This is a genomic window from Tetzosporium hominis (genome assembly GCF_002265435.1).
Classification (GTDB): domain Bacteria; phylum Bacillota; class Bacilli; order Bacillales_A; family Planococcaceae; genus Chryseomicrobium; species Chryseomicrobium hominis.
The window spans coordinates 1-23,381 of sequence record NZ_NOKQ01000211.1; the positions used below are offsets into that span (position 1 = coordinate 1).

The 23,381-nt window shown below is 43.9% G+C and carries 19 protein-coding genes and 4 pseudogenes; 7 read left to right on the plus strand and 16 right to left on the minus strand.

The genetic code is table 11. The annotated features are described in order from the left end of the window. Positions 1-211: 211 nt before the first annotated feature. Positions 212-733 (plus strand): hypothetical protein, encoded by a 522-nt coding sequence (locus CF394_RS08095; protein WP_094942852.1) that lies wholly within the window; start codon positions 212-214, stop codon positions 731-733. Positions 734-825: 92 nt separating this feature from the next. Here the strand turns inward: CF394_RS08095 and CF394_RS08100 are convergent. From CF394_RS08100 to copZ, 6 genes and pseudogenes are all read right to left on the minus strand, one after another. After that, positions 826-1,384: pseudogene (locus CF394_RS08100) on the minus strand (5' nucleotidase, NT5C type). A 4-nt stretch (positions 1,385-1,388) separates the two neighbouring features. Beyond that, a pseudogene (locus CF394_RS08105) lies at positions 1,389-1,613 on the minus strand (LysR family transcriptional regulator); the annotation flags it as partial. Between the two features lie 267 nt (positions 1,614-1,880). Then, positions 1,881-2,609, minus strand: coding sequence for a DMT family transporter (locus CF394_RS08110; RefSeq protein WP_094942853.1), 729 nt, complete (start codon positions 2,607-2,609; stop codon positions 1,881-1,883). Next, the gene (locus CF394_RS08115; RefSeq protein ID WP_094942855.1) at positions 2,596-2,934 is read right to left on the minus strand and encodes a YolD-like family protein; all 339 of its coding nucleotides are present in this window, start codon (positions 2,932-2,934) and stop codon (positions 2,596-2,598) included. Before CF394_RS08115 ends, CF394_RS08110 begins: the two co-directional genes overlap by 14 nt. A gap of 296 nt (positions 2,935-3,230) precedes the next feature. Continuing rightward, the gene (locus CF394_RS08120; protein WP_094942856.1) at positions 3,231-5,351 is read right to left on the minus strand and encodes a heavy metal translocating P-type ATPase; all 2,121 of its coding nucleotides are present in this window, start codon (positions 5,349-5,351) and stop codon (positions 3,231-3,233) included. Positions 5,352-5,484: 133 nt separating this feature from the next. Further along, positions 5,485-5,688 carry a copper chaperone CopZ gene (copZ, locus tag CF394_RS08125; RefSeq protein WP_094942858.1) on the minus strand — a complete coding sequence of 68 codons (204 nt, stop codon included), beginning with the start codon at positions 5,686-5,688 and terminating at the stop codon, positions 5,485-5,487. A gap of 345 nt (positions 5,689-6,033) precedes the next feature. On the opposite strand from copZ, the gene CF394_RS08130 reads away from it, so the two are divergent. Continuing rightward, a complete protein-coding gene (locus tag CF394_RS08130; RefSeq protein WP_094942859.1) occupies positions 6,034-6,366 on the plus strand; it encodes a four-helix bundle copper-binding protein in 333 nt (110 codons plus the stop codon). A gap of 59 nt (positions 6,367-6,425) precedes the next feature. Here CF394_RS08130 and CF394_RS08135 read toward each other — a convergent pair. The 3 genes and pseudogenes from CF394_RS08135 to CF394_RS16065 all read right to left on the minus strand — a co-directional run. Next, positions 6,426-6,794: pseudogene (locus tag CF394_RS08135) on the minus strand (winged helix-turn-helix domain-containing protein); the annotation flags it as partial. Between the two features lie 6 nt (positions 6,795-6,800). After that, complete coding sequence (locus tag CF394_RS08140) at positions 6,801-7,709, minus strand: F510_1955 family glycosylhydrolase (protein ID WP_094942862.1); 909 nt, start codon at positions 7,707-7,709, stop codon at positions 6,801-6,803. Between the two features lie 265 nt (positions 7,710-7,974). Continuing rightward, positions 7,975-8,400: pseudogene (locus tag CF394_RS16065) on the minus strand (thioredoxin domain-containing protein); the annotation flags it as partial. 316 nt (positions 8,401-8,716) lie between these two features. On the opposite strand from CF394_RS16065, the gene CF394_RS08150 reads away from it, so the two are divergent. The 5 genes from CF394_RS08150 (at position 8,717) to CF394_RS08170 (ending at position 14,686) form a co-directional block, all read left to right on the plus strand. Then, positions 8,717-9,331, plus strand: coding sequence for a CadD family cadmium resistance transporter (locus tag CF394_RS08150; RefSeq protein ID WP_094942884.1), 615 nt, complete (start codon positions 8,717-8,719; stop codon positions 9,329-9,331). A 79-nt stretch (positions 9,332-9,410) separates the two neighbouring features. Further along, positions 9,411-9,776, plus strand: a complete 366-nt coding sequence (locus CF394_RS08155; protein WP_094942864.1) for an ArsR/SmtB family transcription factor — start codon at positions 9,411-9,413, stop codon at positions 9,774-9,776. Further along, positions 9,769-12,189 carry a heavy metal translocating P-type ATPase gene (locus tag CF394_RS08160; protein WP_094942865.1) on the plus strand — a complete coding sequence of 807 codons (2,421 nt, stop codon included), beginning with the start codon at positions 9,769-9,771 and terminating at the stop codon, positions 12,187-12,189. Before CF394_RS08155 ends, CF394_RS08160 begins: the two co-directional genes overlap by 8 nt. A 229-nt stretch (positions 12,190-12,418) precedes the next feature. Then, complete coding sequence (lpdA, locus tag CF394_RS08165) at positions 12,419-13,837, plus strand: dihydrolipoyl dehydrogenase (RefSeq protein WP_094942867.1); 1,419 nt, start codon at positions 12,419-12,421, stop codon at positions 13,835-13,837. Between the two features lie 186 nt (positions 13,838-14,023). Next, positions 14,024-14,686, plus strand: a complete 663-nt coding sequence (locus CF394_RS08170) for a class I SAM-dependent methyltransferase (RefSeq protein ID WP_094942869.1) — start codon at positions 14,024-14,026, stop codon at positions 14,684-14,686. A gap of 369 nt (positions 14,687-15,055) precedes the next feature. Here the strand turns inward: CF394_RS08170 and merA are convergent, their stop codons facing one another. The 7 genes from merA to tnpC all read right to left on the minus strand — a co-directional run. Further along, the gene (gene merA / locus CF394_RS08180; protein ID WP_094942872.1) at positions 15,056-16,696 is read right to left on the minus strand and encodes a mercury(II) reductase; all 1,641 of its coding nucleotides are present in this window, start codon (positions 16,694-16,696) and stop codon (positions 15,056-15,058) included. Between the two features lie 3 nt (positions 16,697-16,699). After that, the gene (gene merR, locus CF394_RS08185; protein WP_094942873.1) at positions 16,700-17,101 is read right to left on the minus strand and encodes a mercury resistance transcriptional regulator MerR; all 402 of its coding nucleotides are present in this window, start codon (positions 17,099-17,101) and stop codon (positions 16,700-16,702) included. A gap of 271 nt (positions 17,102-17,372) precedes the next feature. Beyond that, positions 17,373-17,597, minus strand: a complete 225-nt coding sequence (locus CF394_RS08190) for a hypothetical protein (protein ID WP_094942874.1) — start codon at positions 17,595-17,597, stop codon at positions 17,373-17,375. 22 nt (positions 17,598-17,619) lie between these two features. After that, positions 17,620-17,961, minus strand: a complete 342-nt coding sequence (locus tag CF394_RS08195; RefSeq protein WP_500691225.1) for a DUF3990 domain-containing protein — start codon at positions 17,959-17,961, stop codon at positions 17,620-17,622. Between the two features lie 379 nt (positions 17,962-18,340). Further along, on the minus strand, positions 18,341-18,733 hold the full coding sequence (locus CF394_RS16290; RefSeq protein ID WP_369333189.1) for an MFS transporter: 393 nt from the start codon (positions 18,731-18,733) through the stop codon (positions 18,341-18,343). 313 nt (positions 18,734-19,046) lie between these two features. After that, entirely contained in the window at positions 19,047-21,767 is a 2,721-nt protein-coding gene (locus CF394_RS08205; protein WP_094942879.1) for an ATP-dependent Clp protease ATP-binding subunit, read from the minus strand. A 229-nt stretch (positions 21,768-21,996) separates the two neighbouring features. Next, positions 21,997-23,381, minus strand: a 1,385-nt coding sequence (gene tnpC / locus CF394_RS08210) for an IS66 family transposase (RefSeq protein ID WP_133079814.1), incomplete at its 5' end; no start/stop codon positions are given.

The following is a 23,381-nucleotide window of genomic DNA, read 5'->3' on the forward strand; positions in this document are numbered from 1 at the left end:
TTTTTTACGTTTAAATAAATTTACAGACAATTCCGCTTATCGGACAAGACCTACCCATTTTAATGCGACACTAGTGACTCTATTATTAAAATATATTTTGAATCTGTCGCTTCATAACATTGTGCTTTCCAAATGGAATAGCTTATACTAAATTGTAAGATATTAGAAATCAGAATGTTCTGTTAATATGTTCGATTTGAGGAGATGTCAAATGAAAAAGTGGCTCGTCGCAATTCCCGTGTTAGTTGCTGTGCTGTTAGTGGTTTCTTGGGTGTCAGACAGAGAAGAACGCGCCATTCGAGCTGTTTTGAACGCTGTTCCTTCAATTGATTCGATTCATGTGATCGATGCGGGAACTGGTGAAGAAGTCCAAAGTTTCATTAAAGTAGATGCTGCTTTTTCAGAGCTCGTATCGGTTTACGAATTTCCTTATGTAGAGACCGATACTGCAATGGACGCTTTGTTCGATAATGCTCCTGTCGCCTATATCGAATTTCGAGAAGGTAGCGAAACGCACTATAAAGCAACCCTCTATAGTGGCATGTTGGAAGAGGAGAAATTGCTAGCTGCTTCCAATGTGGAAGCGTCTCAATCGGCTACTGTCACTTATCGCTATTCCTATAGCCCTGAAGGTAGCGAAACTAGTTATTATTTAGGCGAAGAGAAGACACACCATATCTTTGGCATCGGGTCAGAACATGTAAAACTGATCGATTCTATTGTTTCTCATTAATTAGGACATACAAAAAGGCTGGCAGTCAACGTAGACTGCTAGCCTATTTTTTCGTATAGCCACATTCCGAACCGCCAGAGAACGGCTGCCATTTATACCTGCTTCGTTTCTAAAATCTGCTGAATATCTGTCCAGTCCACTAGACGGGTAAACGTCAAATGGCGGTTATAGGACTGATCTTTGAGGATGACTTTGAGATTTTCTTCTTTCAGCAATGTATTGACCACATCCGGCTTATCATCAAAGTAATAATTCAGACCTAAGCGTTTGATGATCTCTACTTTTTCGCCGTCTTGCATGCCATAGAAGAAACGGTCATCTTGAACTGGGAAGCCTTGTGCTTTCATCCATTCTTTTGTTCGCTCTCCGTGCTCTTTGGGTCTTGCGGTGATGTAATAGATTTCATGACCTTGCTGATCGAGCTCGAGTAATGTTTCTAAGGCATTTGGATAAATCGGGCACGTTGTATAGTAGATGTCTTCTAAAGACGCCTTGCTCGTCCGTCAGATCAAACAGCTCGTGAATTTCAACACGTTCGAGATTCGTGAACTGGTCAAGCGGCACATTTTTGCCTAGTTTTTGATTGTAGATGGTAAACGCATGCTTGCGTAAATCGATTAATATATCGTCGATGTCAAAACCAAATTTCATGGTGCAACACCTGGCGTGCATACCCTAAAAACTCCGCACCTTCATTAGAAACAACAACTCCTCTATTCGTTCTAACGAAAATACTTATTTTAATTTCCTTTTCCAAATCCTTAATCGCATTTGATAAACTCGGCTGAGATATATATAAACTTTTAGCAGCTTCATTCATAGATCCCTTATTTGCTACTTCTAATGCATATCTTAATTGCTGTAGAGTTAAACCAGACACTCCTTTTTAACACTATTAAACTCCCAAAATGCTATGCTCTTCTTATAATATCTAGTAACCACACAAAAGCATTTTATCACTTTCCATTTCTTCTTATTTATTATCTATCATTCGTAAAAGCATACTTGTATGAAAAAAAAGAAGTGAAGATGCTCACAACCAAGCTTCTTCTCTTCCTATAATTTTTGGTGTGTAAGTTGAATTTCTTTCGATATTTCAGAATGATTTTCTACCATCATCACTTTGAATACTTCTTAGTTTACAACTTCATGAACGTGAGTTTCTCAACATTTTTTTGTGGAATCTTGGCTTTACTTCAGCAAGCAAGATAGCTACGAGGATCAACGCAGCGCCCATAAGCATACGACCTGTCAGTGCTTCGTGCAGAAATAAAACGGACAACAGCATGCCGAAAACGGCTTCTGTTGATAGAATAATGGCCGCCTTTGTGGCTGTGGTATATTGATGGGCCATATTTTGGAAAAGATAGGCAATAGCTGTCGAAAAGACGGCTAAATAAACAAGTGAATACAAAGCTTCCTTTTCAATAGCTGGCGGAATCCCCCCTTGAAAGAACACTACGGCTACACTTATCACGGATGCTGTTATAAATTGTACTATCGTGAGTGAAATGGCGTCTTCCTTCTGAACAAATAGATTGGTGTAAAAAATATCGAAAGCAAAGGCAACCGCACATGCAAGAGAAAAGACATCCCCTATGTTGATTGTCAGAGAACCTTGCAATGATAAAAAGCTAATGCCAATGATTGCGAGGATTGAGCCGGCTATTTCAAATCGGTCAATCCTGCGCTTGTAAATCAAATAAGCAATGATCGGCACAATGACAACATTAAGAGCTGTTAGAAATGCATTTTTAGAAGGCGTTGTGTATTGCAAACCGACCGTCTGTAAAACAAAAGCAATATATAAAATAGCGCCTAATATTGCCCCTTTCCAAATGGTAGATTTTTTTATTTTTTGTTTAGTCCAGCATATGCATGGAAGTAATCATATCGATGGCAAGCTGCCATTCACCAAATGGATCTTCGTAGGTGACAATACGCTGGGGATCATCTATTTCTCGAATCGTGCACCGATGGAATTTGAAATGACAGTCTTCCCAGGATTGAATGAAGACGGTACATTGGCGGTCAAGGGCAACGAGCAGCATATCCCAGATGGCTTGTTTTTCATCGGCACTGAGCATTGGCTGCGGATCGCTTACATTATCGGAATCCCAGGCATGCTGTGAGACAAAAAGTCCATCCCATTGTGTATGCTTTCTTTCATTATTATCACTAACACTGTTTCTTTCTGTCATATCCTTCCCCTCCAATAAGAACGTTCGTTCCTATTATGCCCATTTTAATTATTGATTGCTCTATTTTCGAAAACTTTTTATGTATTAAAAGAATCTAATAAGAAAAGAGAAGAAGCTTTTTTGACTTCTTCTCTTCCTATAATTTCTTCTATGTTAACTATATTTAATTATCCAAAGTCTTAAAACCTTTGTTTGACTTTAATCTCATTTAAAACGATACCTCAAAAGTTAAAGAATTCAACTTTTGGAAGGCAGCACTTCTCGTGTACGACTTTTAAACACGGGGTTTGACAGGTCTAATTCTTTAGCTTTAATGTCATCGCATTAATAGCCACGATAACGGTGGATACGGACATCAGAACTGCTCCTACTGCAGGAACCAACGTAATTCCAATGAAAGCTAGACCCCCCGCAGCTATGGGAATGGCGATAAAGTTGTATCCGGCTCCCCACACGAGGTTCTGTTTCATTTTACCGGTTGTTTTGTTGGCCAATTCGATAAAGGATTCAATATCTCCTGGATCCGACTGAGTCAAAATCACATCAGCGGAATCAATAGCGACTTGCGTTCCCGCACCGACTGCAATACCCACGTCTGCTATTGCAAGGGATGGTGCATCGTTTACGCCGTCGCCGACCATAATGACCGTTTGTCCATTATTTTTCAGTGATTCCACTAAATCATATTTATCTTGCGGCGATTGATTGGCTCTGTATTCAATGCCCAGTTCCTCTGCTACTCCTTGGGCAGCCGTTTCATTGTCGCCTGTAGCCATAATCGGTTTTATATTGTAATGCTTCAATGCCTGTATCAGCGTTCTGCTCGTTTCTTTCAATTCATCGCCTAATGCGACCGTACCGATCGGATTCCCGTCCTCAACCAGTATACTTAATGTTGCCCCTTTGGGAACATCCACCGCTACATCTCTTCCAAGTGCCTTTTGGCTGATCAATTCGTATTTGCGGCCATTGGCGTTTCCTTCTATACCCGCACCCGACACAACATCAATCGAATCAAAGTGGACAGGCTGAATCCCTTGTTTCTCAGCGTATTGGACTATTGACTGGGCGATTGGGTGGCTGGATCCGCCTTCAATCCCTGCCATTAACGCCGCGATTTCGGCTTCGGTATATTGACCATCCAGTGATTCCATGTTCAAAACTTTAAATTCGCCAGTAGTCAACGTACCCGTTTTATCCAGTATCATTACATCAGCATTAGTTGCTAACTCCAATGCTTCGCGGTCTTTCACCAACAGCCCGCGGCTTGCACCTAAACTGGTGCTTCGTGCAATAACCAGCGGAATGGCAAGGCCGAGAGCGTGTGGACATGCAATGACTAATGTCGTAACCGTAAAAAGAATAGCGGTTTGAATGTCAGCAATGTACAGCCAAACGACAAAAGCGATGAAAGCCACCGCAATGGCGATATAAAACAGCCAGCCGGCTACTTTTTGAGCAAGATTTTCAGCTCTTGAAGGTTGATCCTGCGCTTGGCTTATCAGGGTTTGAACTTGAGAAATGAACGATTGGTCGCCGGTTTCCTGTACTTCAAGATATAAGATGCCTGCACCGTTCGTGGAACCGCCGATTACTTTGTCTCCGGCTCCTTTTTCAATGGGTTTAGATTCCCCCGTCAGCAAAGCTTCATTGATCCGGGAGGTGCCTCTTTTGATGATGCCATCGGCAGGGACATTTTCTCCGGCCTGAACCCGTACAAGGTCTCCGACTTTCAGCTCATTTACGGGACGCGTCTCAATGGAATCGTCTTCCAATACCACATGTGCATCTTTCGGCACCAATTCAGCGAGCGATTTTTGCGCGTCTCCTGCCTCTCCGACAGCCTTCATTTCGATCCAATGTCCAAGGAGCATGATCAACAGCAAGGAAGCAAATTCAAAGAAAAAGTCCATGATGTGTTCGCCAGTCACATAGCGTGCCAGCACCGCATAAATGCTATACAGATAGGAAACGGACAACCCTAAAGAAATAAGGGCCATCATACCCGGCGCTTTTTGCCTGAATTCTTCTATCGCCCCCTGAAAGAAAGGTTTCCCCCCATAAACCAATAAGATGGTTGCTAATCCTGCGACCACAATATCCGAGTATGGAAAAGTGAATTGAAAGGGAAGCCGAATGTCCATCATCGGCGACAATAACAGAATGATGATGCCAACCGGCAGCGACTTCAAGAAAATCTCTTTAAAATTACCGTGGTGATGATGGCCGTGATCATGCCCGCTATGATCGGAATGGTCATGATGTTCATGGTTCTGGGAGAGATTGCTGTGGTCTTGAATGCCCTCTTTTACTTGAGCTTCATGATAGACATGCCCAACATGTTTGGAATGGTCCATTTTACTGTGATCTGTTTGTTCGTCGTGATGGTGGTGATGGTCTTTTTCACTTTTAGCCATTCAGTACGCCTCCTTCAAAATAGTGCTTCTTTATTCCAATTACCCTTATGACATTCTTAACAGCCACAAAGCCCCCAATATACTACCGCGGCGTATATTTCTTTTAAAAGTAAAGAGTGCTATGAAAGCACTCTTATACGACGGCATATCCTTGTTCTTCAATCGCTTCCTGAATTTCGTTTAATGATGTCTTGCCAGCGTCATAATCCACTGCCACTTCACCTTTTTTAAGATCAACTGCCACAGATGAAACCCCTTCGAGTTCACCGACGCCAGTTTCAACCGAGTTTACACAGTGGCTGCAGGACATGCCTTGTACTTTTAATGTTTCAATCATTCTTATTCCTCCTAGAGTAGTATTTCCATAAACTTAACATACCTCATGAGGGTATATCAAGTTTTCAGTTTCATTTTTACTTTGTCTTTGTTTTCTGGACGCCCAAGGAATTTACTGTGACCAAAAAGAAAAAACCACCCTATTGATTTGATATTCGATTACTTTTCTATAAACGGCCGACAATGGGCTATCACCAGATATACTTTTTGTTTTTTTCGGAAAGAGTTTGCTGTTTCGCCAATAAATTTGTGCAGTTTCTATGGAGTTTCGGTATTTCCGTTTAGTCTGGAAAGTAGAGGGAATATTAGAAACGGAAGCAAAAATATAAAAAATGGAGGTTTTAGCATGGCTCATGAACAACATCAGGAATTGATTAAGGCATTGCACGATTGTGCGGCGGAATGTAACCATTGTTTTGATGCTTGTCTGCAGGAAGAAGATGTGAAGATGATGGCCCAATGTATTCGATTAGACCGTGAATGTGCAGACATTTGCGCATTTCTGGAACATGCAATTACCCGCAATTCGCCGTTCGTTTCCGAACTGGCAGCCGTTTGCGCAACCATTTGTGAAGCATGCGCAGATGAATGCGAGAAGCACGCCGACCATCACGACCATTGCAAACGCTGTGCGGAAGCTTGCCGCAGATGTGCAGAAGCTTGCCGTAACGTTGCGTAATTTACCCGAAAAGGCTCATTGGAGATATTTTCCGATGAGCCTTTTATCTTTATCTAGTATTATTCCATTTCATGGATCCATTTGTAGCCCATCCCCCACACGGTGATAAAATGGTCATTGATTGGAAATCCAGATTGCCGAATTTTTTCCCGCACATTCCGTACATGCGAATCAATGGTCCTTCCTTCCGTCTCCGAATCAAATCCCCAGATCAACTGGATCAGCTGTTCCCTTGTGAACACTTTATTGGTATTTTTCATCAGATGGCCCACCATCAGAAATTCTTTTGGCGTCAATTTGATGAAATGTTTGCCGTATGTGAGTTCAAACCGGTCCTCATCCCATAACAATCCATCGACTTCAATAGTGCTTTTCGGGGTTCTTCTGCGCAACAACGCGCTCATCCGGGCCAGTAATTCTTCTTCATTTTTTCTTTAATCGGTTTTCCCACCTTGCAGCAGCGTTTCCCAGATCTGTGATCCGTCTTCCGACAAGTAAGCATTGCCCTGGAGTGAGTAGATCGCCAGTTCCCTTTCATCATTCGGATTTTGTGCGATAAAAGCGATGGCATCTTCCGAAAGATCCGGTATATTCAGCGTCTCCAGCTCTTCATTTTCAATCGTATACTTCATCAAAGCCGCTGTTGTCCTGAAGCTCCCGAAGTACAGGTGGTCTTCGGTGAAATGCACCGCTGTGCCTGTTTCATTTTCCGATGTAATCGCCTCAAAATTTTCGCCGCCATCACGTGAGAAATACACACCTGTAGAAGTAGCTGCAGCAACGAAGTTCGAATCTGTCGGATGAAGGGCGAGCGCAATCACTTCCCCATTCAACCCTTCAGCCTTCACAGGTTCCCACGATTCTCCTTTATCGTTACTTTTGTAAAATCCGGCTTCCAGCAAAGAGTTTTTTGCTGGATTGAGCAGGAAAATATCATGGCTGGTGTACCCTACAGCCATCGCATGAAAGTCCGTTTCTCCTTGAAATGCAATCTCTTCCAAGGTTTCTCCGCCATCTGTACTCCGCTGAATCCCAAGCGGATTAGGCAAATCCGAATCTGCGCTCGGGTGTCCCGAAGAATAAAAGCCTTCATCTACAGCGTTAAAGCCCATATAATCGAAAAAATTATCCGCTGTTTCAAACCATTCGCCATCGCGATAAATTTTTGGACCGCTGTGTGATGCAAAATACAAATCGTTCCCACCTCCTGCATAGCCCATACCGTGGACGTGTCTCAGTTCTCCTTCAAACGGAACTTCAAATGAATCCGCTGTATCGTTGCTGCATCCTGCCAGCAAAAGCAAAGCCAACAGTATACCTATGGCCGTTCTCTTTTTCGTCATTTGATTTTTCCTCCAAATTGCTTTTTTCTAGAAATCATTGTGCTTCTTCAGTTTAACGGAAAAGTTTCGACTTTTTGTGCAGAAAGGTCTATTCTATACCACGCAAACCATTCTCCTTCAAGAAGATGCCATTTCTTCTGCACAGCAAATGCAAATTATTAAGATAGACTGAGTGAAAGACGAACAGAAAGAGGCGATTTAATATGACAAAACGAAACTTACTTGTGGGGGCTGCATCGGTGGCGCTTGCCCTTACGTTGAGTGCATGTTCAGACGGCTGTGCCGCGAATAAGGCTTTGTGGAAGTCACAATAGGATTCCGGGTTTTGTTCGTAAACGGCTTCAGCTGCCAAAGAGCCCACGACCGATTCATTGCCATGGAAGAGAACATTGATATAGGAGAATTTCACATCTCCTGTGTCAACATAGTCCGCCACCAGCTACGGATACACCATTTCTCCCCATGCTTTACAGGACGGGCACTTGAAGTCGCCAAATTCGATGACTGTGACCGGTGCACCACTTTCTCCAAGTGTTGGCTGGCCAGTAATATCAACTCCAGCGGTTTCCACTGATGAGGTGCTTTCCTGATTTGTCAATACTACGATTGCTGCGAGAATCCCAACTGCCACTAACGTCAGGAGAACAGCGAGCTTCATCCCCGATTGTTTCTTCTTATTGTTCTTCTTCATAGTAACCCTCTTTCCTATCGTGATTTATCAATCAATTAATCGGCATCGTTCCCACATACATTTTCTAGCATTCATAGAAATAGAATGCTTAACAGGACAAGTCCGGATTAGCTATACCAATTTTCCGATTCGCCTTGCCGCTTGTCACTCCCTGTTCATTCTAACAAGCCTGTTCAATATTAAAACAATCATTTGAATGTATAATTGACAATCTAGCGAAATATTTGTACACTTGCATTAATCAAACGTTCGTTTGAACGTATAACTATTAGAAGGATATTAGTTGGCTCTAGTATCCACAAAGGAGTTGGTGGAGCTGATTACGACAATTTTTTCCGCTGTTGCAGCTTACGTTGCGACCAGCATTGATTATGTCATCATTTTGTTGATCCTGTTTTCGCAGACGATGAAAAAAGGGCAGTTAAAATCCATAGTCATCGGTCAATATTTGGGAACAGCCATATTAGTGGGTGTCAGTCTATTGGCTGCGTATGGCTTGACGCTCGTACCGACTCACTGGGTCGGCCTGCTCGGTCTCATACCGATTTATTTGGGAGTCAAGGTTTGGAAGCGAGAGGAAGAAGAGAACGACGAAGAGGATCTCCTGTCCCGCTTGTCTTCCGGCAAGTCCAATCGCTTGTTTGTCACCATAACGATCATTACACTGGCGGCTGGCGGGGATAACATCGGTGTCTACATACCCTACTTTTCAACCTTAAATCCAAGTGAAACCGTTGTGATGCTTGTCGTCTTTGCCATTATGATCGCTATTTTGTGTTACCTCAGTTACCGTTTGGCATCCGTTAAATCGGTCTCTGAAACGATTGAAAAATGGGAACGCTGGATTGTGCCGGTTGTCTTTATCGGACTCGGCATCTTGATCATGGTGGAGAACGGGACATTCCGTTTCCTTTGGAGTCTGGTGAGCTGAAGTGATTTTTCTCTTTTTCTATTCATATAGAAGAAAAGCTTGCTGCAAAAAATTAAATTGATGAAAAGGGGAAAATAAAATGAGTAAAGATACGTGCGAAATTTTATGTGTGGATGAGGAAAAAGTAGAGCGAGTCCAGCAACAACTTTCGGAACAAAATCCGTTGGAAGTGGCGAAAATTTTCAAGGCATTATCTGATGATACAAGAATTAAAATTGCTTATGCCTTATCGCTGGAAGACAAACTCTGTGTCTGTGACGTCGCCAATATCATCGGCTCTTCTGTGGCGACTGCCTCCTACCACCTGCGACTGTTAAAAAATATGGGTTTGGCAAACTACCGCAAAGAAGGGAAATTGGTTTACTATTCATTGGACGATGCGCATGTGAAACACTTGGTGCAAGTGGCCTTCATCCATCAAAAGGAGGTTGTTGAAGTTGGTTGAGAAAACAAAGATAGATGAGGAAAAAAATGTCTTCCGGGTGGAGGGTTTTTCGTGCGCCAACTGCGCTGGGAAATTTGAGAAGAATGTCAAAAATCTTCCCGGAGTCCAAGATGCGAAAGTGAACTTCGGGGCTTCTAAAATTGCGGTTTACGGCGAGGCAACGGTCGAGGAATTGGAAAAAGCCGGGGCGTTCGAGAATTTGAAAGTGGCACCGGAAAAACCGAAACGTCAGTCGCTCCCGGAAGTGAACATGGCTAAAGAGGACAAAAACGTTTTCCGGGTCGAAGGCTTTACCTGCGCCAACTGCGCCGGGAAATTCGAGAACAACGTCAAGCAGCTTCCCGGTGTCCAAGATGCCAAAGTGAATTTCGGCGCTTCAAAGATTTCCGTTTACGGGGCAGCCACCGTCGAAGAATTGGAGAAAGCCGGGGCGTTTGAAAACCTGAAGGTCGCTCCTGAAATTACAGGTCGGCCAGCTGGTTCGAAAACGGAAGCCGAAAAAGTGACAGTCAAAAAAGAGGACAACGTGCCGTTCTACCAAAAACATAGCACTTTGCTCTACTCCACCCTGTTGATCGTTTTCGGGTACATTTCCCAGTACGTTAATGGAGAAGAAAATTTGATAACCTCCCTCCTATTCGTGGCAGCCATTGTCATTGGTGGGTACTCGCTCTTCAAAGTCGGTTTCCAGAATTTAATACGCCTGGATTTCGACATGAAAACCCTCATGACCGTTGCCGTCATCGGGGCGGCTTTTATCGGCGAATGGGCGGAAGCGTCTATCGTGGTCATCCTCTTTGCGATCAGTGAAGCACTGGAACGCTATTCCATGGACCGTGCCCGCCAATCCATCCGTTCGTTGATGGACATTGCCCCGAAAGAAGCACTCGTCCGGCGGAATGGCCAGGAACAGCTGATTTCGGTGGACGACATTGTGGTGGGCGACACCATGATTGTCAGACCCGGACAGAAGATTGCCATGGACGGCACGGTGACCAACGGCTATTCGGCGGTCAATCAGGCGGCGATTACCGGGGAATCCGTGCCGGTCGCCAAAACGGTGAACGATGACGTCTTCGCGGGCACGCTGAATGAAGAAGGCTTGCTCGAAGTCAAAGTCACGAAGTTGGTTGAAGACACAACCATTGCGAAAATCATCCACCTGGTTGAGGAAGCACAAGGCGAACGGGCTCCTTCGCAGGCGTTTGTCGATAAATTTGCCAAATATTATACACCGATTATCATGGTCGTTGCTGCGCTTGTAGCCATCGTTCCTCCCCTTCTGTTTGATGCCAGCTGGGAAACCTGGGTCTACCAAGGATTGGCTGTGCTAGTCGTAGGCTGCCCGTGTGCTTTGGTCATTTCGACACCGATTTCAATCGTGTCCGCCATCGGGAACGCCGCAAAAAAAGGCGTGTTGATCAAAGGCGGCGTGTACTTGGAGGAAATGGGTGCGCTGAAGGCCATCGCATTTGACAAGACCGGTACCCTGACCAAAGGGGTTCCCGTCGTCACGGATTTTGAAGTCATGAACAACCAAGTAAATGAAAAAGAGCTGCTGTCCATCGTCACGGCGCTGGAGTACCGCTCGCAGCATCCCCTTGCTTCGGCCATCATGAAAAAAGCGGATGCAGAAAATATTTCTTATTCTTCGGTCTTGGTCGAGGACTTCTCTTCCATCACCGGCAAAGGGATTAAAGGAACCGTCGAAGGAACCACGTACTATATCGGCAGCCCGATCCTCTTCAACGAGCTGGGCGCCGCAAGTGCCGATGAGAACTTGGAACAAAATGTAACAGCCCTTCAAAATCAGGGCAAGACAGCCATGATCATCGGAACGGAACAAACTATCCTCGCGGTCATTGCCGTGGCGGATGAAGTCCGTGAATCCAGCAAGGAAGTCATCCAGAAGCTGCATCAAATGGGCATCAAGAAGACAATCATGCTGACGGGTGACAACAAAGGGACCGGTCAGGCCATCGGCCAGCAGGTCGGCGTCACTGAAATCCAGGCCGAACTGATGCCGGAAGACAAATTGAATTTCATCAAACGCTTACGGGCCGAGTACGGCAATGTCGCGATGGTCGGGGACGGGGTAAACGATGCCCCGGCACTCGCCGCCTCCACAGTCGGAATCGCCATGGGCGGCGCCGGCACCGATACCGCCTTGGAAACGGCGGATGTCGCCTTAATGGGCGATGATTTGAGCAAACTGCCGTTCACGGTGAAGTTAAGCCGGAAATCATTGAACATCATCAAAGCGAACATCGCATTTGCGATTGGCATTAAAGCGATCGCATTGCTACTTGTCATCCCGGGTTGGTTGACGCTATGGATCGCCATTATGTCGGATATGGGTGCTACCCTTCTGGTCGCGCTCAACAGCTTACGGCTAATGCGCGTAAAAGAGTAACGAAAAGAGCTTTCCAGCCAAATGGAAAGCTCTTTTCTGAAATACATACTATCGCTCATCCAGTCTGCAGCACGATCTTATTTAATTCTTGAGATAAAGGGTATGGAGTTTTAGAAGGGGCTTCCCTGTCACGAAGCAGCACATTGTTAGTGCAGTCCCTCATTTGCGATATAAAATAAGCAGAATCCTCATTTTATTCAATGACCAAATGCTAAAGGAGGAAACAGAAATGACTGAAGAAGCAAAAAAGGATCTTGATCTATTGGTGATTGGAGCCGGATCGGGCGGCTATGTGGCGGCCATTCGTGCTGCACAGCTAGGGAAAAAAGTGGTGTTAGTGGATAAGGCCGAATTAGGCGGCGTTTGCCTGAACCGGGGGTGTATCCCTTCCAAGGCGCTGATCAGTGCTTCTGAACGAGTAAAACACATCCAACATGCCGGCTCCATGGGCATCAAGGTTTCGGGCGAAGTGGTCGTGGACATGCCGGAAGTTGTGAAATGGAAGGATGGCATCGTGAACAAATTGACGAGTGGGGTCCAGACCTTGCTGAAAGGCAATGGTGTGGAAGTCATTAGCGGCGAGGCTTACCTGACTGAATCCCAGCAGGTAAAAGTCAAAACTGCAGACGGAGAACAGCTCTATACCTACAAAGATCTGATTCTGGCAATCGGTTCCCTGCCGACCGAACTGAAAAGCCTGCCGTTCGATCAAGAACGGATTCTCTCGTCAACAGAAGCTCTGACACTCCAGGAAGTACCGAACCATTTAGTGGTAGTCGGCGGCGGGTATATCGGATTGGAACTCGGAACAGCCTATGCAAAATTCGGGGCCAAAGTGACCATCCTGGAAGGAACGGATACCCTTCTTCCGGGAACGGACTCAGCACTGACAAATGTGGTAAAACGTCACTTAAAAGATTTAGGAATCACCGTCATCACCAATGCTATGGTCCAAGGCGGTGAAAATACGGGTGAAGAAGTCAATGTCCGGTTCCAGGTGAATGGCAAGGAAGAAACCGTTACCGGCGATTACTGCTTGGTTTCCATCGGGAGAAAACCGAACACCGGAAAAATCGGTTTAGAAAATATTGGTGTGGAACTTGATCAGCGCGGGTTTATCAAGATTAATAACCAATGCCAAACCACGATTGACCATGTGTACGCAATCGGCGATTGTGCAGGCGGTGATCTTCTTGCCCACAAAGCGAGTTATGAAGGCAAGATTGCGGCAGAGGTGGCAAGCGGACAAAAAAGTGTGATTGATTTTCAAGCGATGCCGTTTGTTATCTTCAGCGATCCGGAAGTGGCGTATACCGGATTGACCGAAAAAGCGGCAAAAGAACAGGGCTATGAAACGGTTTCCAGTCGTTTTCCGTTCCAAGCGAACGGCCGTGCCTTATCCATTTCCGATGCCGACGGCTTTGTACAAATTGTAGCCGAAAAAGAGACGAAAAGGGTATTGGGCGTCCAGATGGTCGGACCGGAAGTGTCGTCCCTCATTGCCGAGGCCGTCTTTGCCATTGAGACCGGGGCGACTGCCGAAGACCTCAGCCTGACGATTCACGCCCACCCAACGTTACCCGAGCCCTTGGCGGAAGCTGCGGAAGGAATCATGGGCCACCCGATTCATATGTTGAATAAAAAGTAATTTATAGCGAACACACATCGAGACCGGCCTGCACATTCATAAGCGCAGGCCGGATTTTTTTACATTTGTGTATTTGTGACCTACTGGTGCGATGATTAACAGACTAGATGATTAATTTACTCGCTATTCCCACACGAGAGTTCCTTATGACGAAAAATCTACTTATATTGAAAGGATGCGATCTTCATGAAGGCAGACAAAAAAGGAGCCTATATACCGGCACTCAAATACCATTGGATGACCCGGTTCTATGATCCGTTAATTCAATGGGGGATGCAGGAAAAGAAATTAAAAATGCATCTGGTCCATCAAGCAGCCCTTGAACCCGGGGAAGTGGTAATGGATCTGGCTTGTGGCACAGGGACGCTCGCTCTTTTCCTTCAACGTTCACAACCCGGAGTGCATGTGGTTGGGGTCGACGCTGATCCCGAAATATTAGCCGTCGCCAAAAAGAAGGTAAAAGAAAATCAAGTCCATCACATCCGATTTGAGGAAGGATTTTCCGATTGGCTTCCTTTTGCCAATCATCTATTTCATCATGTCTTCACCAGTTTATTTATTCATCATTTGACGCTAGAGAAGAAGAAGGAAACATTTGAAGAAGTTCATCGGACACTCAAATCAGGCGGCCAATTTCATATCCTTGATTTCGATAAACCGCAAAATGGCTTGATGCGTGTTGCCTTCTTCCCAGTCCAATTCCTAGATGGATTTGAAACCACTTCACCACATGTCAAAGGCATTATTCCAAATCTCTTGAAAGAAACCGGATTTGCTGCAATTGAAGAGACGGGGCAATTTTCAACCGTGGTTGGCACTTTACGGGCATACAGAGCTTTTAAGTCATAAATTTCTCGATATTTTTTATTAAATTCACTTCGTAATCATGAGGGCTAAAGCTTGAAATGGATATGAGAAATGCCTTCGTAAAAGGAAACTTAAACAAATTAATAAGGAGAGAAGATGTGCTTGCAGCACCACCTCTTCTCCCCCTTTGTATTCAAGCAAATTCAGATAAATTAATGATATGTAAACCAAAGAAACTTATTTATCCTCATGGCTCCCATAACATGATAGAGACTCTAATTAAGCAAGCACTTGCTCCAATCCAGTCATATAATTGAACGGCTGTCGCAATGTGCTTGATTTATCCGTCTGCTTCCTAGTTGTTCAAGTGGGCTCCCTATAAACAGCTTAAATCTTCATCAATAGTCAGTTTTACCCGGCACAACATGACAAGTGGGAAACATCCTGGTCGAACGTTAGCGCAGCCAGCTTTACCCCTTCGGCCATGGTTAGATACGGCGCGAAGGTTTCGCTAAGATTTTCAATGGTCAAACCGAATTTTACGGCAAGCGTCACCGCATAGATGACATCTCCAGCATTTTCCGCTACGATATGCCCGCCCAGCAGCTGGCGTGTTGTCGCATCCGCCACCAACTTGAATACTCCGGTCGTTTCCCGGTTCACTTGCGCTCGCGGAACAGCCTCCAACGGCAGGACGGAAGTAAGGACGTCATAGCCGTTTTCTTTTGCCTGTTTCTCTGTCAAGCCGACCGTGGCAACCGCCGGCGCTGTAAACGTGACGCCCGGCACAACGGCCAAATCCAGTTTTTCACTCCGTCCACCGACCGCATTTCCTGCCGCCACTCGCCCTTGATAAGCCGCTACATAGACAAACTGAGGACCCAGTGTAACATCGCCCGCTGCATAAATCCGTTCATTGGTGGTCTTGGCATAATCATCAATCCGAATTTCTCCAAGACGTCCTGTTTCGACACCCGCCGCCTGCAGATTCAAGCTTTCCGTATTGGGCTTTCGGCCAGCTGCAATCAGCAATTGTTCGGATTCGATGATCCGCTTCTGGCCATCCACCTCGACATAAACTTTTTTCACCTCTCCATCCTGTTCAATTCGCTCGTATGTGGCACCGGTCACTAACTGAATGCCTTGCTCGGTCAAAGCTTTCGTGAGGGCTTCCGAGATTTCCGGATCATATTCCTTGAACAAACGCGAACTTCTTTGTATCAGTGTGACTTCTGAACCGAGGTGGTGAAATAGCTGGCCCAATTCCACACCAATATAGCCGGAACCGATGACTGTCAGGCGTTTCGGCACTTTCTTTAGCTCTAATAAGGTCGTGCTGGTCAAGTAATCCACTTCTGCCAGACCGGAAATGGCTGGCACAGCAGAAGCCGCCCCCGTCGCAATCAGAAACCGTTTGGCAGATAGCTTCAGGCCATCCACTTCAATAGTATGTTCATCTACAAACCTGGCTTCCCCTTTGATCAACTCAAAACCGTAGTCTTCAATCAAATCGACATATTTCTTGTTCCGGAGATCCGTCACCAATTCCTCTTTCTGTTTGACCAGCGGAGCCAAATCCACTTCATTCGCAGAGGTATGCAGCCCGATAAACGGGTTGTTCCTGGCCAAGTGATTGATTTCTCCCGCCCGTAATAAGGTTTTGGAAGGAACACAGCCAATGTTCACACAGGTACCGCCTACCGTTCCCCGTTCGATCATCGCCACTTTCGCCCCGTGTTTCACAGCTTCGATGGCGGAAGAAAAGGCGGCTCCCCCGGAACCGATGATGATGTAGTCAAATTCGCCTTCTTCATCCGGGCGGAGTGCTTCTTGGGCTCGGACTTCTTCTGCTTCCCCTGGCTGATACTTGGCTTCAGCAATTGCTTTTTTTGCCTTTTCAACCTCCATGTTTTCCGGCAGTTCAAATAGGGCTTCTCCTTTTCGAAAATCAGCTTGAATCGCTTTTGCGCCAATCGCTTCAAGCGCGACTGCAATGTGTTCTTCGCATCCTGTGCAGGTCATCCCTTGGACATCCACTCGATACTTTTTCATGTTCTACTCCTCCTCCATCAATACATCAATAATCGGGCATTCATGCAGCTCTTTTTTATCCGGACACCGGTCTTTCAACTCACTCAGCATCCGTTCCGCACGCTTTAGATCCTCAATCTGCTTTCGGACTTCCACTTCTTTTCTGGAAACAAAATCGAACATATCTTCACAGCGCACATCGTCTTTGTCGACCACCCCTAACAATTTATAAATCTCATTCAACGAAAATCCCAGTTCCTGCAGTCGCCGGATAAATCCTACCCGTTTGACCGTTTCCTTCGAATAAATCCGATACCCCGAATTATTCCGGACCGGTTCTTGCAATAGCTCTTTTCGTTCATAGTATCGGATGGTTTCCTTATTCACTTCACATAGGGTTGCAAGTTCACTGATTCGATAGCTCAATTTTCTTCACCTCAGAAAAAGTATAAACCATGTACTTAGGTACATGGTCAAACATCTACACTTCAATACTTTCTTTCTATATATAAAATTTCAAGTTACTAAAACTAGATTTAAAATAGTCGTTTATTAAAAATAAAGCGTTCGTAAAAGTAGACTTTTACGAACAAAAAGGGAGGAAAGAAGCTAAACTTATCGCTTCTTTCCTCCCTATACTTAATCATATTTATTTTGAAAGCAAAAAACGTCCAACCACTGAAGGCAGGACGTTTTCTTACATTGGTTGATATGGAATAATCTCTTCAGCCATTAAAATCTGTATTGCGAAATAGTCAGGACCCAAGTGTTGTGTAATTGAATCATTAACGTTAATTTCATCAATATACGCAGACATTAATTCTTGTGCGCGCACTTTATTAATTGCATAATTTTCGTGCATGTAATCTACTGCGCTGTTAGAGAATACTTTCCGATTATCCGTTCTTTCTTTGATAGCCAATTCACTCAACTCCTTTCAAAGCTCATACATGTTGATTTCTTTCATTTATAGCACTAATTCCGCTGTTATGTATTGAAAGTTGATCATCGTCTGCAAATTTTTTATTTACTATCTTCTTTAAATAAGCTGCATCCGAAAGTCTATTTTCTCTATACAAATTAGTTGCCGGCACTAACTCAGTACCATCAGCAACCTTGCCAAACACAAAATCGTGGCTATGTCTTAAACCGGGGGCTCTTCTATTCTCAGCCACGAAGTAAGCAAAGTCTTTGTCGAAATCGAGAAAGTAGGCACCTTTGAAATCAGAAAGTAATTTCTCCATATCAATTTCATAGACAATTACGCAAAATGATAGCTGAAATATCCATTTTTGTACATAAACTCATTGATTCTAAGCCACTAGTATTACTGTTACTTCTGATAATCCCTCATATGTAAACTAATCAAAAATCAACTCTCTAGTTTCTTTTTGAACCGTTTTGAAAGGTTAAGTAATTGAATCTTTCTTGGGGTTTAGTCACTCTCCTATCCTATGCACGCGACAAGATTCATTGTTCGTCTAAATATTAGTATAATAACCTGGATACATATGGCGATTTTCAACAAGTTATCTAGGTACTATGCTTTTCGTTTTTCAACAATTGATTTTGAGAGAAAAAAATCATTGTTAAAACCATCAATCCCAACGTTATTAACATGACAGAAATTCCAGTGAATAGTATTCGAACCGAGTGTGTCTCAAGTCATTTACCGAAGTAAATAAGCGATATAAAAGTAAGGAGACTTTGCAAAGTTTTAGCGAATCCAGTTACCCTGCCTACAACAGACTTTGGTGGTGTAATTTGTAGAAGCGTATTAAACATCGTAAAACCAATTTGAAAGGCTGCCCCTAACAAGAAAACACTAATGGCTTCAAACAGAACGGTATTGCTTAAACTAAACAAGATAAATGGAATTGCCATGATAAAAATCACTACAGGAAGGGCCCAACTATTTTTCAACCAATTATTGTACCTAGAGATTACTATCCCCAACATCAAAGCGCCTGTTGCATACGCACCTTCAATTACTCCTAAAGCATCTGCCCCCTCGCCTAATTCGCTTTTTACGAAGACGGTGACGCAAAGATTATACATATACACGAAGATGGCCGGAAGAAGTGACAATGAAACATAAAAAAACTAAGTTTTTCTGTTTCATTATCAGCTTAAAACCTTCTGTCAAATCACTCCAAAACTCTCGACTATTTGATTTCCCTTCATATGGAGAGAAATATCCTTTATGGTTCGGTTCCTTGTACACAAAAACCCCGTGCAATAGACTTTTTTTCAATGTCTATTACACAGGGTATAATTCATAAAAAATATCGCACTTTTATTTTCGCATAATCCAACCCGTTCGCGCTCCCTATACCTTCTCGAAAATATAGGTTATACTTCCAAAATTGGTTTAATCCTCATTAGTCTCCGTGCGTTCAAAAACAATTTGTTGGGATTGTTCGTCCCATTTAGCTAAGATTTTATCCCCTTTTTCAATAGCACCCCCTAGAATTTCACGAGCTAATTTCGTTTCTAATTCACTACGGATTACACGTTTGAGTTCTCGGGCACCAAATTCAGGTTTGTACCCTTCTTCTGTAAAGTGCCGAGCTAAAGTTTGATCGAAAGAAATAGTAATACCCTGTTTCGACACATTCTTCGCGACACGTTGTAGTTGAAGTGATACAATTTCGTTTATTTGATCCTTATTTAAAGCACTAAATACAATAATTTCATCAATCCTGTTTAAAAACTCAGGACGGAAATGACTTGCCAAGACAGTCATAACCTCTTTTTTTACCTCTTCATAATTTTGTTTAGAAGAACTTTCGCTGTTTAATCGAGTACGAATAATGTCTGACCCTAAATTTGACGTAGCTATAATTATCGTGTTGGTGAAATCTACAACTCTTCCTTTTCCATCAGTAAGTCGTCCATCATCGAAAACTTGAAGTAAGATATTGTACACGTCAGGATGAGCCTTTTCAATTTCGTCTAACAATATCACGCTGTAAGGTGAACGTCGTACTTTTTCGGTGAGCTGACCGCCTTCATCATAACCCACATACCCAGGAGGAGCACCTACAAGACGTGCTACCGCATGCCGTTCTCCATATTCTGACATATCAATTCGTAATAATGCATTTTCATCTCCATAAATAACTTCTGATAAAGCCTTTGCAAGCTCGGTCTTACCTACCCCGGTAGGTCCTAAGAAAAGAAAAGTAGCGACAGGCTTATTTTCTTCGCGTAATCCTGAACGAGACAAACGAACTGCATCTGAAACAGCGTTTACTGCCTCTTCTTGACCTACTAAGCGCTGATGTAGTTGTTCTTCCATGCGTAAAAGTTTGTCTTTTTCTTCTGTCGTTAGTTCGTTCACTGGAATGCCAGTCAAACGTGAAACCACATGAGCAATATGTTCAGGTTTTACCTCTGTACTCCCTGAGCCTCTTTCAGCTTCCCATTCTTCTGTTATTTTCTTTAACTCACTTTCTTTTCCTTCAATCACTTTTGTAAGCTCGCTCGCTTTATCGTACTGCTTTCTATTTGCAACGTAATCTTGTTCTCTTCGAAGTTGCTGCAATTCAGCTTCGATTTCTTGAATTTCCGCAGGTCGCGAAGTGGCAATCAGTTTAACTCTAGCTGCCGCTTGATCAAGAAGGTCTATGGCTTTATCAGGTAAAAAACGAGAAGGAATATATCGATCCGATAACTCTACTGCAGAAATAATAGCTTCTTCGGTTATAGTCACCTTATGATACGCTTCAAAAGTATCGCGCAAACCTCTTAAAATCATAATCGTTTGCTCTGGAGTCGTCTCATGAATAATAACCGGTTGAAATCTTCTTTCTAAAGCTGCATCTGTTTCAATGTGCTTTTGATATTCGTTCAGAGTAGTCGCGCCAATGAGATTCAACTCTCCTCTAGCAAGCATGGGTTTGAAAACGTTAGCTATGTCTAGACCGCCTTCCCCCCCACCTTGTCCAGCTCCTACAATCGTATGGACCTCATCAATGAACATAATTAAATCATCTTTATTTTCCGAAATTTCCTTCAACACTTTTTGAGTACGTTCTTCAAACTCTCCTCTGTATTTTGCTCCAGCAACCATAGCGTTAATATCTAACTCCACTAATCGCTTATCTTTTAAACTTTCAGGTACTTCACCGTCAACAATTCGTTGTGCTAACCCTTCTACAATAGCAGTTTTACCAACCCCTGGATCACCAATCAGTACTGGGTTATTTTTTCTACGTCTAGCTAATATCTCTATTGTGGTTTCCACTTCTTCAGCACGACCGATGACCGGATCTAACTTCCCTTCTTTAGCCATCTTAGTAAGATCTCGCGAAAACTTTTCCAGTTCAGGGGTGTTACTCACATTGGATAGACTCCCTTCGTTTTCACCGTTCCCGACAACCCTACTCACTTGCTGTCTTATAGACTGAGGCGTCAAACCATATTTGCGAAGGATGTTTGCAGCCAGCCCTTCTCCCTCTTCAGATAAACCAATCAAAAAGTGTTCGGGCCCAACATAAGCGTGTCCTAAATCATTTGAAGCAGTAAAAGCACGACTTAAAGCGTCTTTTACTCGCGGTGACACGCCAATATCACCTTCATTCAATTTCTCTCCACGTTTAGCTTCAGCTTCAATTTGTCTTTTCAAATCATCCACTTTAATTTTAAATTGATTAAATACACTTTGAACAACCTCACTATCTGTCAACGCCAACAATAAGTGCTCGGTATCTATTTCGGATCTATTATATTCTGATGCATATTGTCCCGCTTTTTGAAGCATTTCTTCCGCATTTTCACTCAATCGGCTAGTTAAAGCACTACCCCGCTTACGTTTTGCCACTCCACTCGCGGTTTCATCATAAAAACTTTCTTCACTAACTTCTTCATCTACATTAAAAAATGGCAGTTTGCTCGAAAAAAAGTTATCAAGCATAGTGCCACGTAATCCAAATAACGATTCAATAGGAGAAATATTTAATCCATTGCGTTGTAAAAATTCTTGATAATGACCTTCACATAACTGCATAGTTCGTAACTGCCCATTCAAGTTTGCTTGGACTCTTGTTGATGCTGGTTTTCCACAAATATCACATCTACCCGTCGCCATATTTCCTTCCTCCTCCATCAATTAAATAGTTAAACTGTATATAGTTTACCCAAAATTCAGTTAATAAAACATGATATTTAAAATAATATATTGTTTTTTTGCTATTATTAAAAGAAAGGCTGACTGTAATTTACCTGTTCATGAGAGTAAGCGTCAAATAGTGAACACGTTGTTTCTTATTAAAGAAAATGCCGGTCAAAATCAGAAGTTGATTTTGACCGGCATTTTTCTATTTCTTTGATTGGATATAACAGTTCGTTGGTAAATTTTTCGACCACGGCATCAAATCTTCGAAGGATTCGAGTTTCTCTAGATCACGCTGTGGAAGTTCTTCAAAAAGAAGTTGCAGGTAGAAGAAAGGATTGAGCCCATTTTCTTTGGCAGTCTCGATGAGACTGTAAGCGATGGCACTCGAGGTCGCGCCTCTTGTCGAGGCTGCGAACAGCCAGTTCTTCCTGCCGATCACAAATGGTTTGATAGAACGTTCTGCACGATTGTTATCTATTTCGATTCGGCCATCTTTCATGAAAGTCGTGAGTTTTGACCATTGTTTCAATGTATAAGAGATCGCAGTTCCGGTGGCAGTCTTTGGAGCGACAATCTCCTGTTGTTCTTCAAGCCATGCCAAAAAAGCATCCAGCACGGGCTGACTGTCGCTTTTCCTGATCTTGAGTCGTTCTTCAGGAGTCATGTCTTTGATTTTCCGTTCGATGGTAAAGAGTCGGTTGCAGAAATCGAGTCCCTTCTTGGCGACGGTTGTTCGACCGGCACCAGCAGGTGCACCTCTCAGTGCCTTGAGTGCTTCGTCGAACTTACGACGCGCATGTGCCCAGCAACCTGCGAGTTCTACGTTATGGATAGATTCATATCCTGCATAACCATCCACATGTAGATAACCTTCGAAACCTTCCAAGAATTTCTGAGGATTCTCTTTGGCACGACTAGACTGATAGTCGAATAAAACGATCGGCGTATCAGAGTCTCTGCCGGTACGGTAGAGCCACATATAGGATTTTGATTCTGCCTTCTTTCCGGGCTCTTCGAGTACTTGAAGAGTGGTCTCGTCAGCGTGAAGCACCTCTTCTTGGCGAATTCTACGATAGAGTTCTGCATAGAAAGGCTTCAACCAGCTCGTCGTACTCGACAGCATCCAGTTCGAGATCGTCTGTCGACTCAGCGGCAGTCCCATCCGTTCCAACTGTTTCTCCTGTCGGTAGAGAGGTAGGCCGTCTGCGAACTTTTGAGTCATCACAAAAGCGACAGCAGATGGGGACGCAAGTCCTTTCGGGATGACCGGTCTTGGCATCTCTGCCTTCTTGATAGGAGTCTTGATCTCATGTGTCTCACAATGGCGGCAGCTATAGATGTGCTGGACATGTTCGACCACTGTCACCTGTGCAGGGATGATCTTCAGTTCCTTGCGGATCTGTGTGCTCATCTCATGCATCGAATGATCGCATTCTGAACAGACCTTCTCTGATTCAGAGAGGTCATAGTGGATCGTCTCGACGGGCAGGTCGTTCAATCTGTCCACACGTCCGATCTTCTTTTTGCGCGTGTAACTGATCGTCTCGAGTGTAGGTTCAGCAAGAAGTACAGCAGAAGACACTTCGG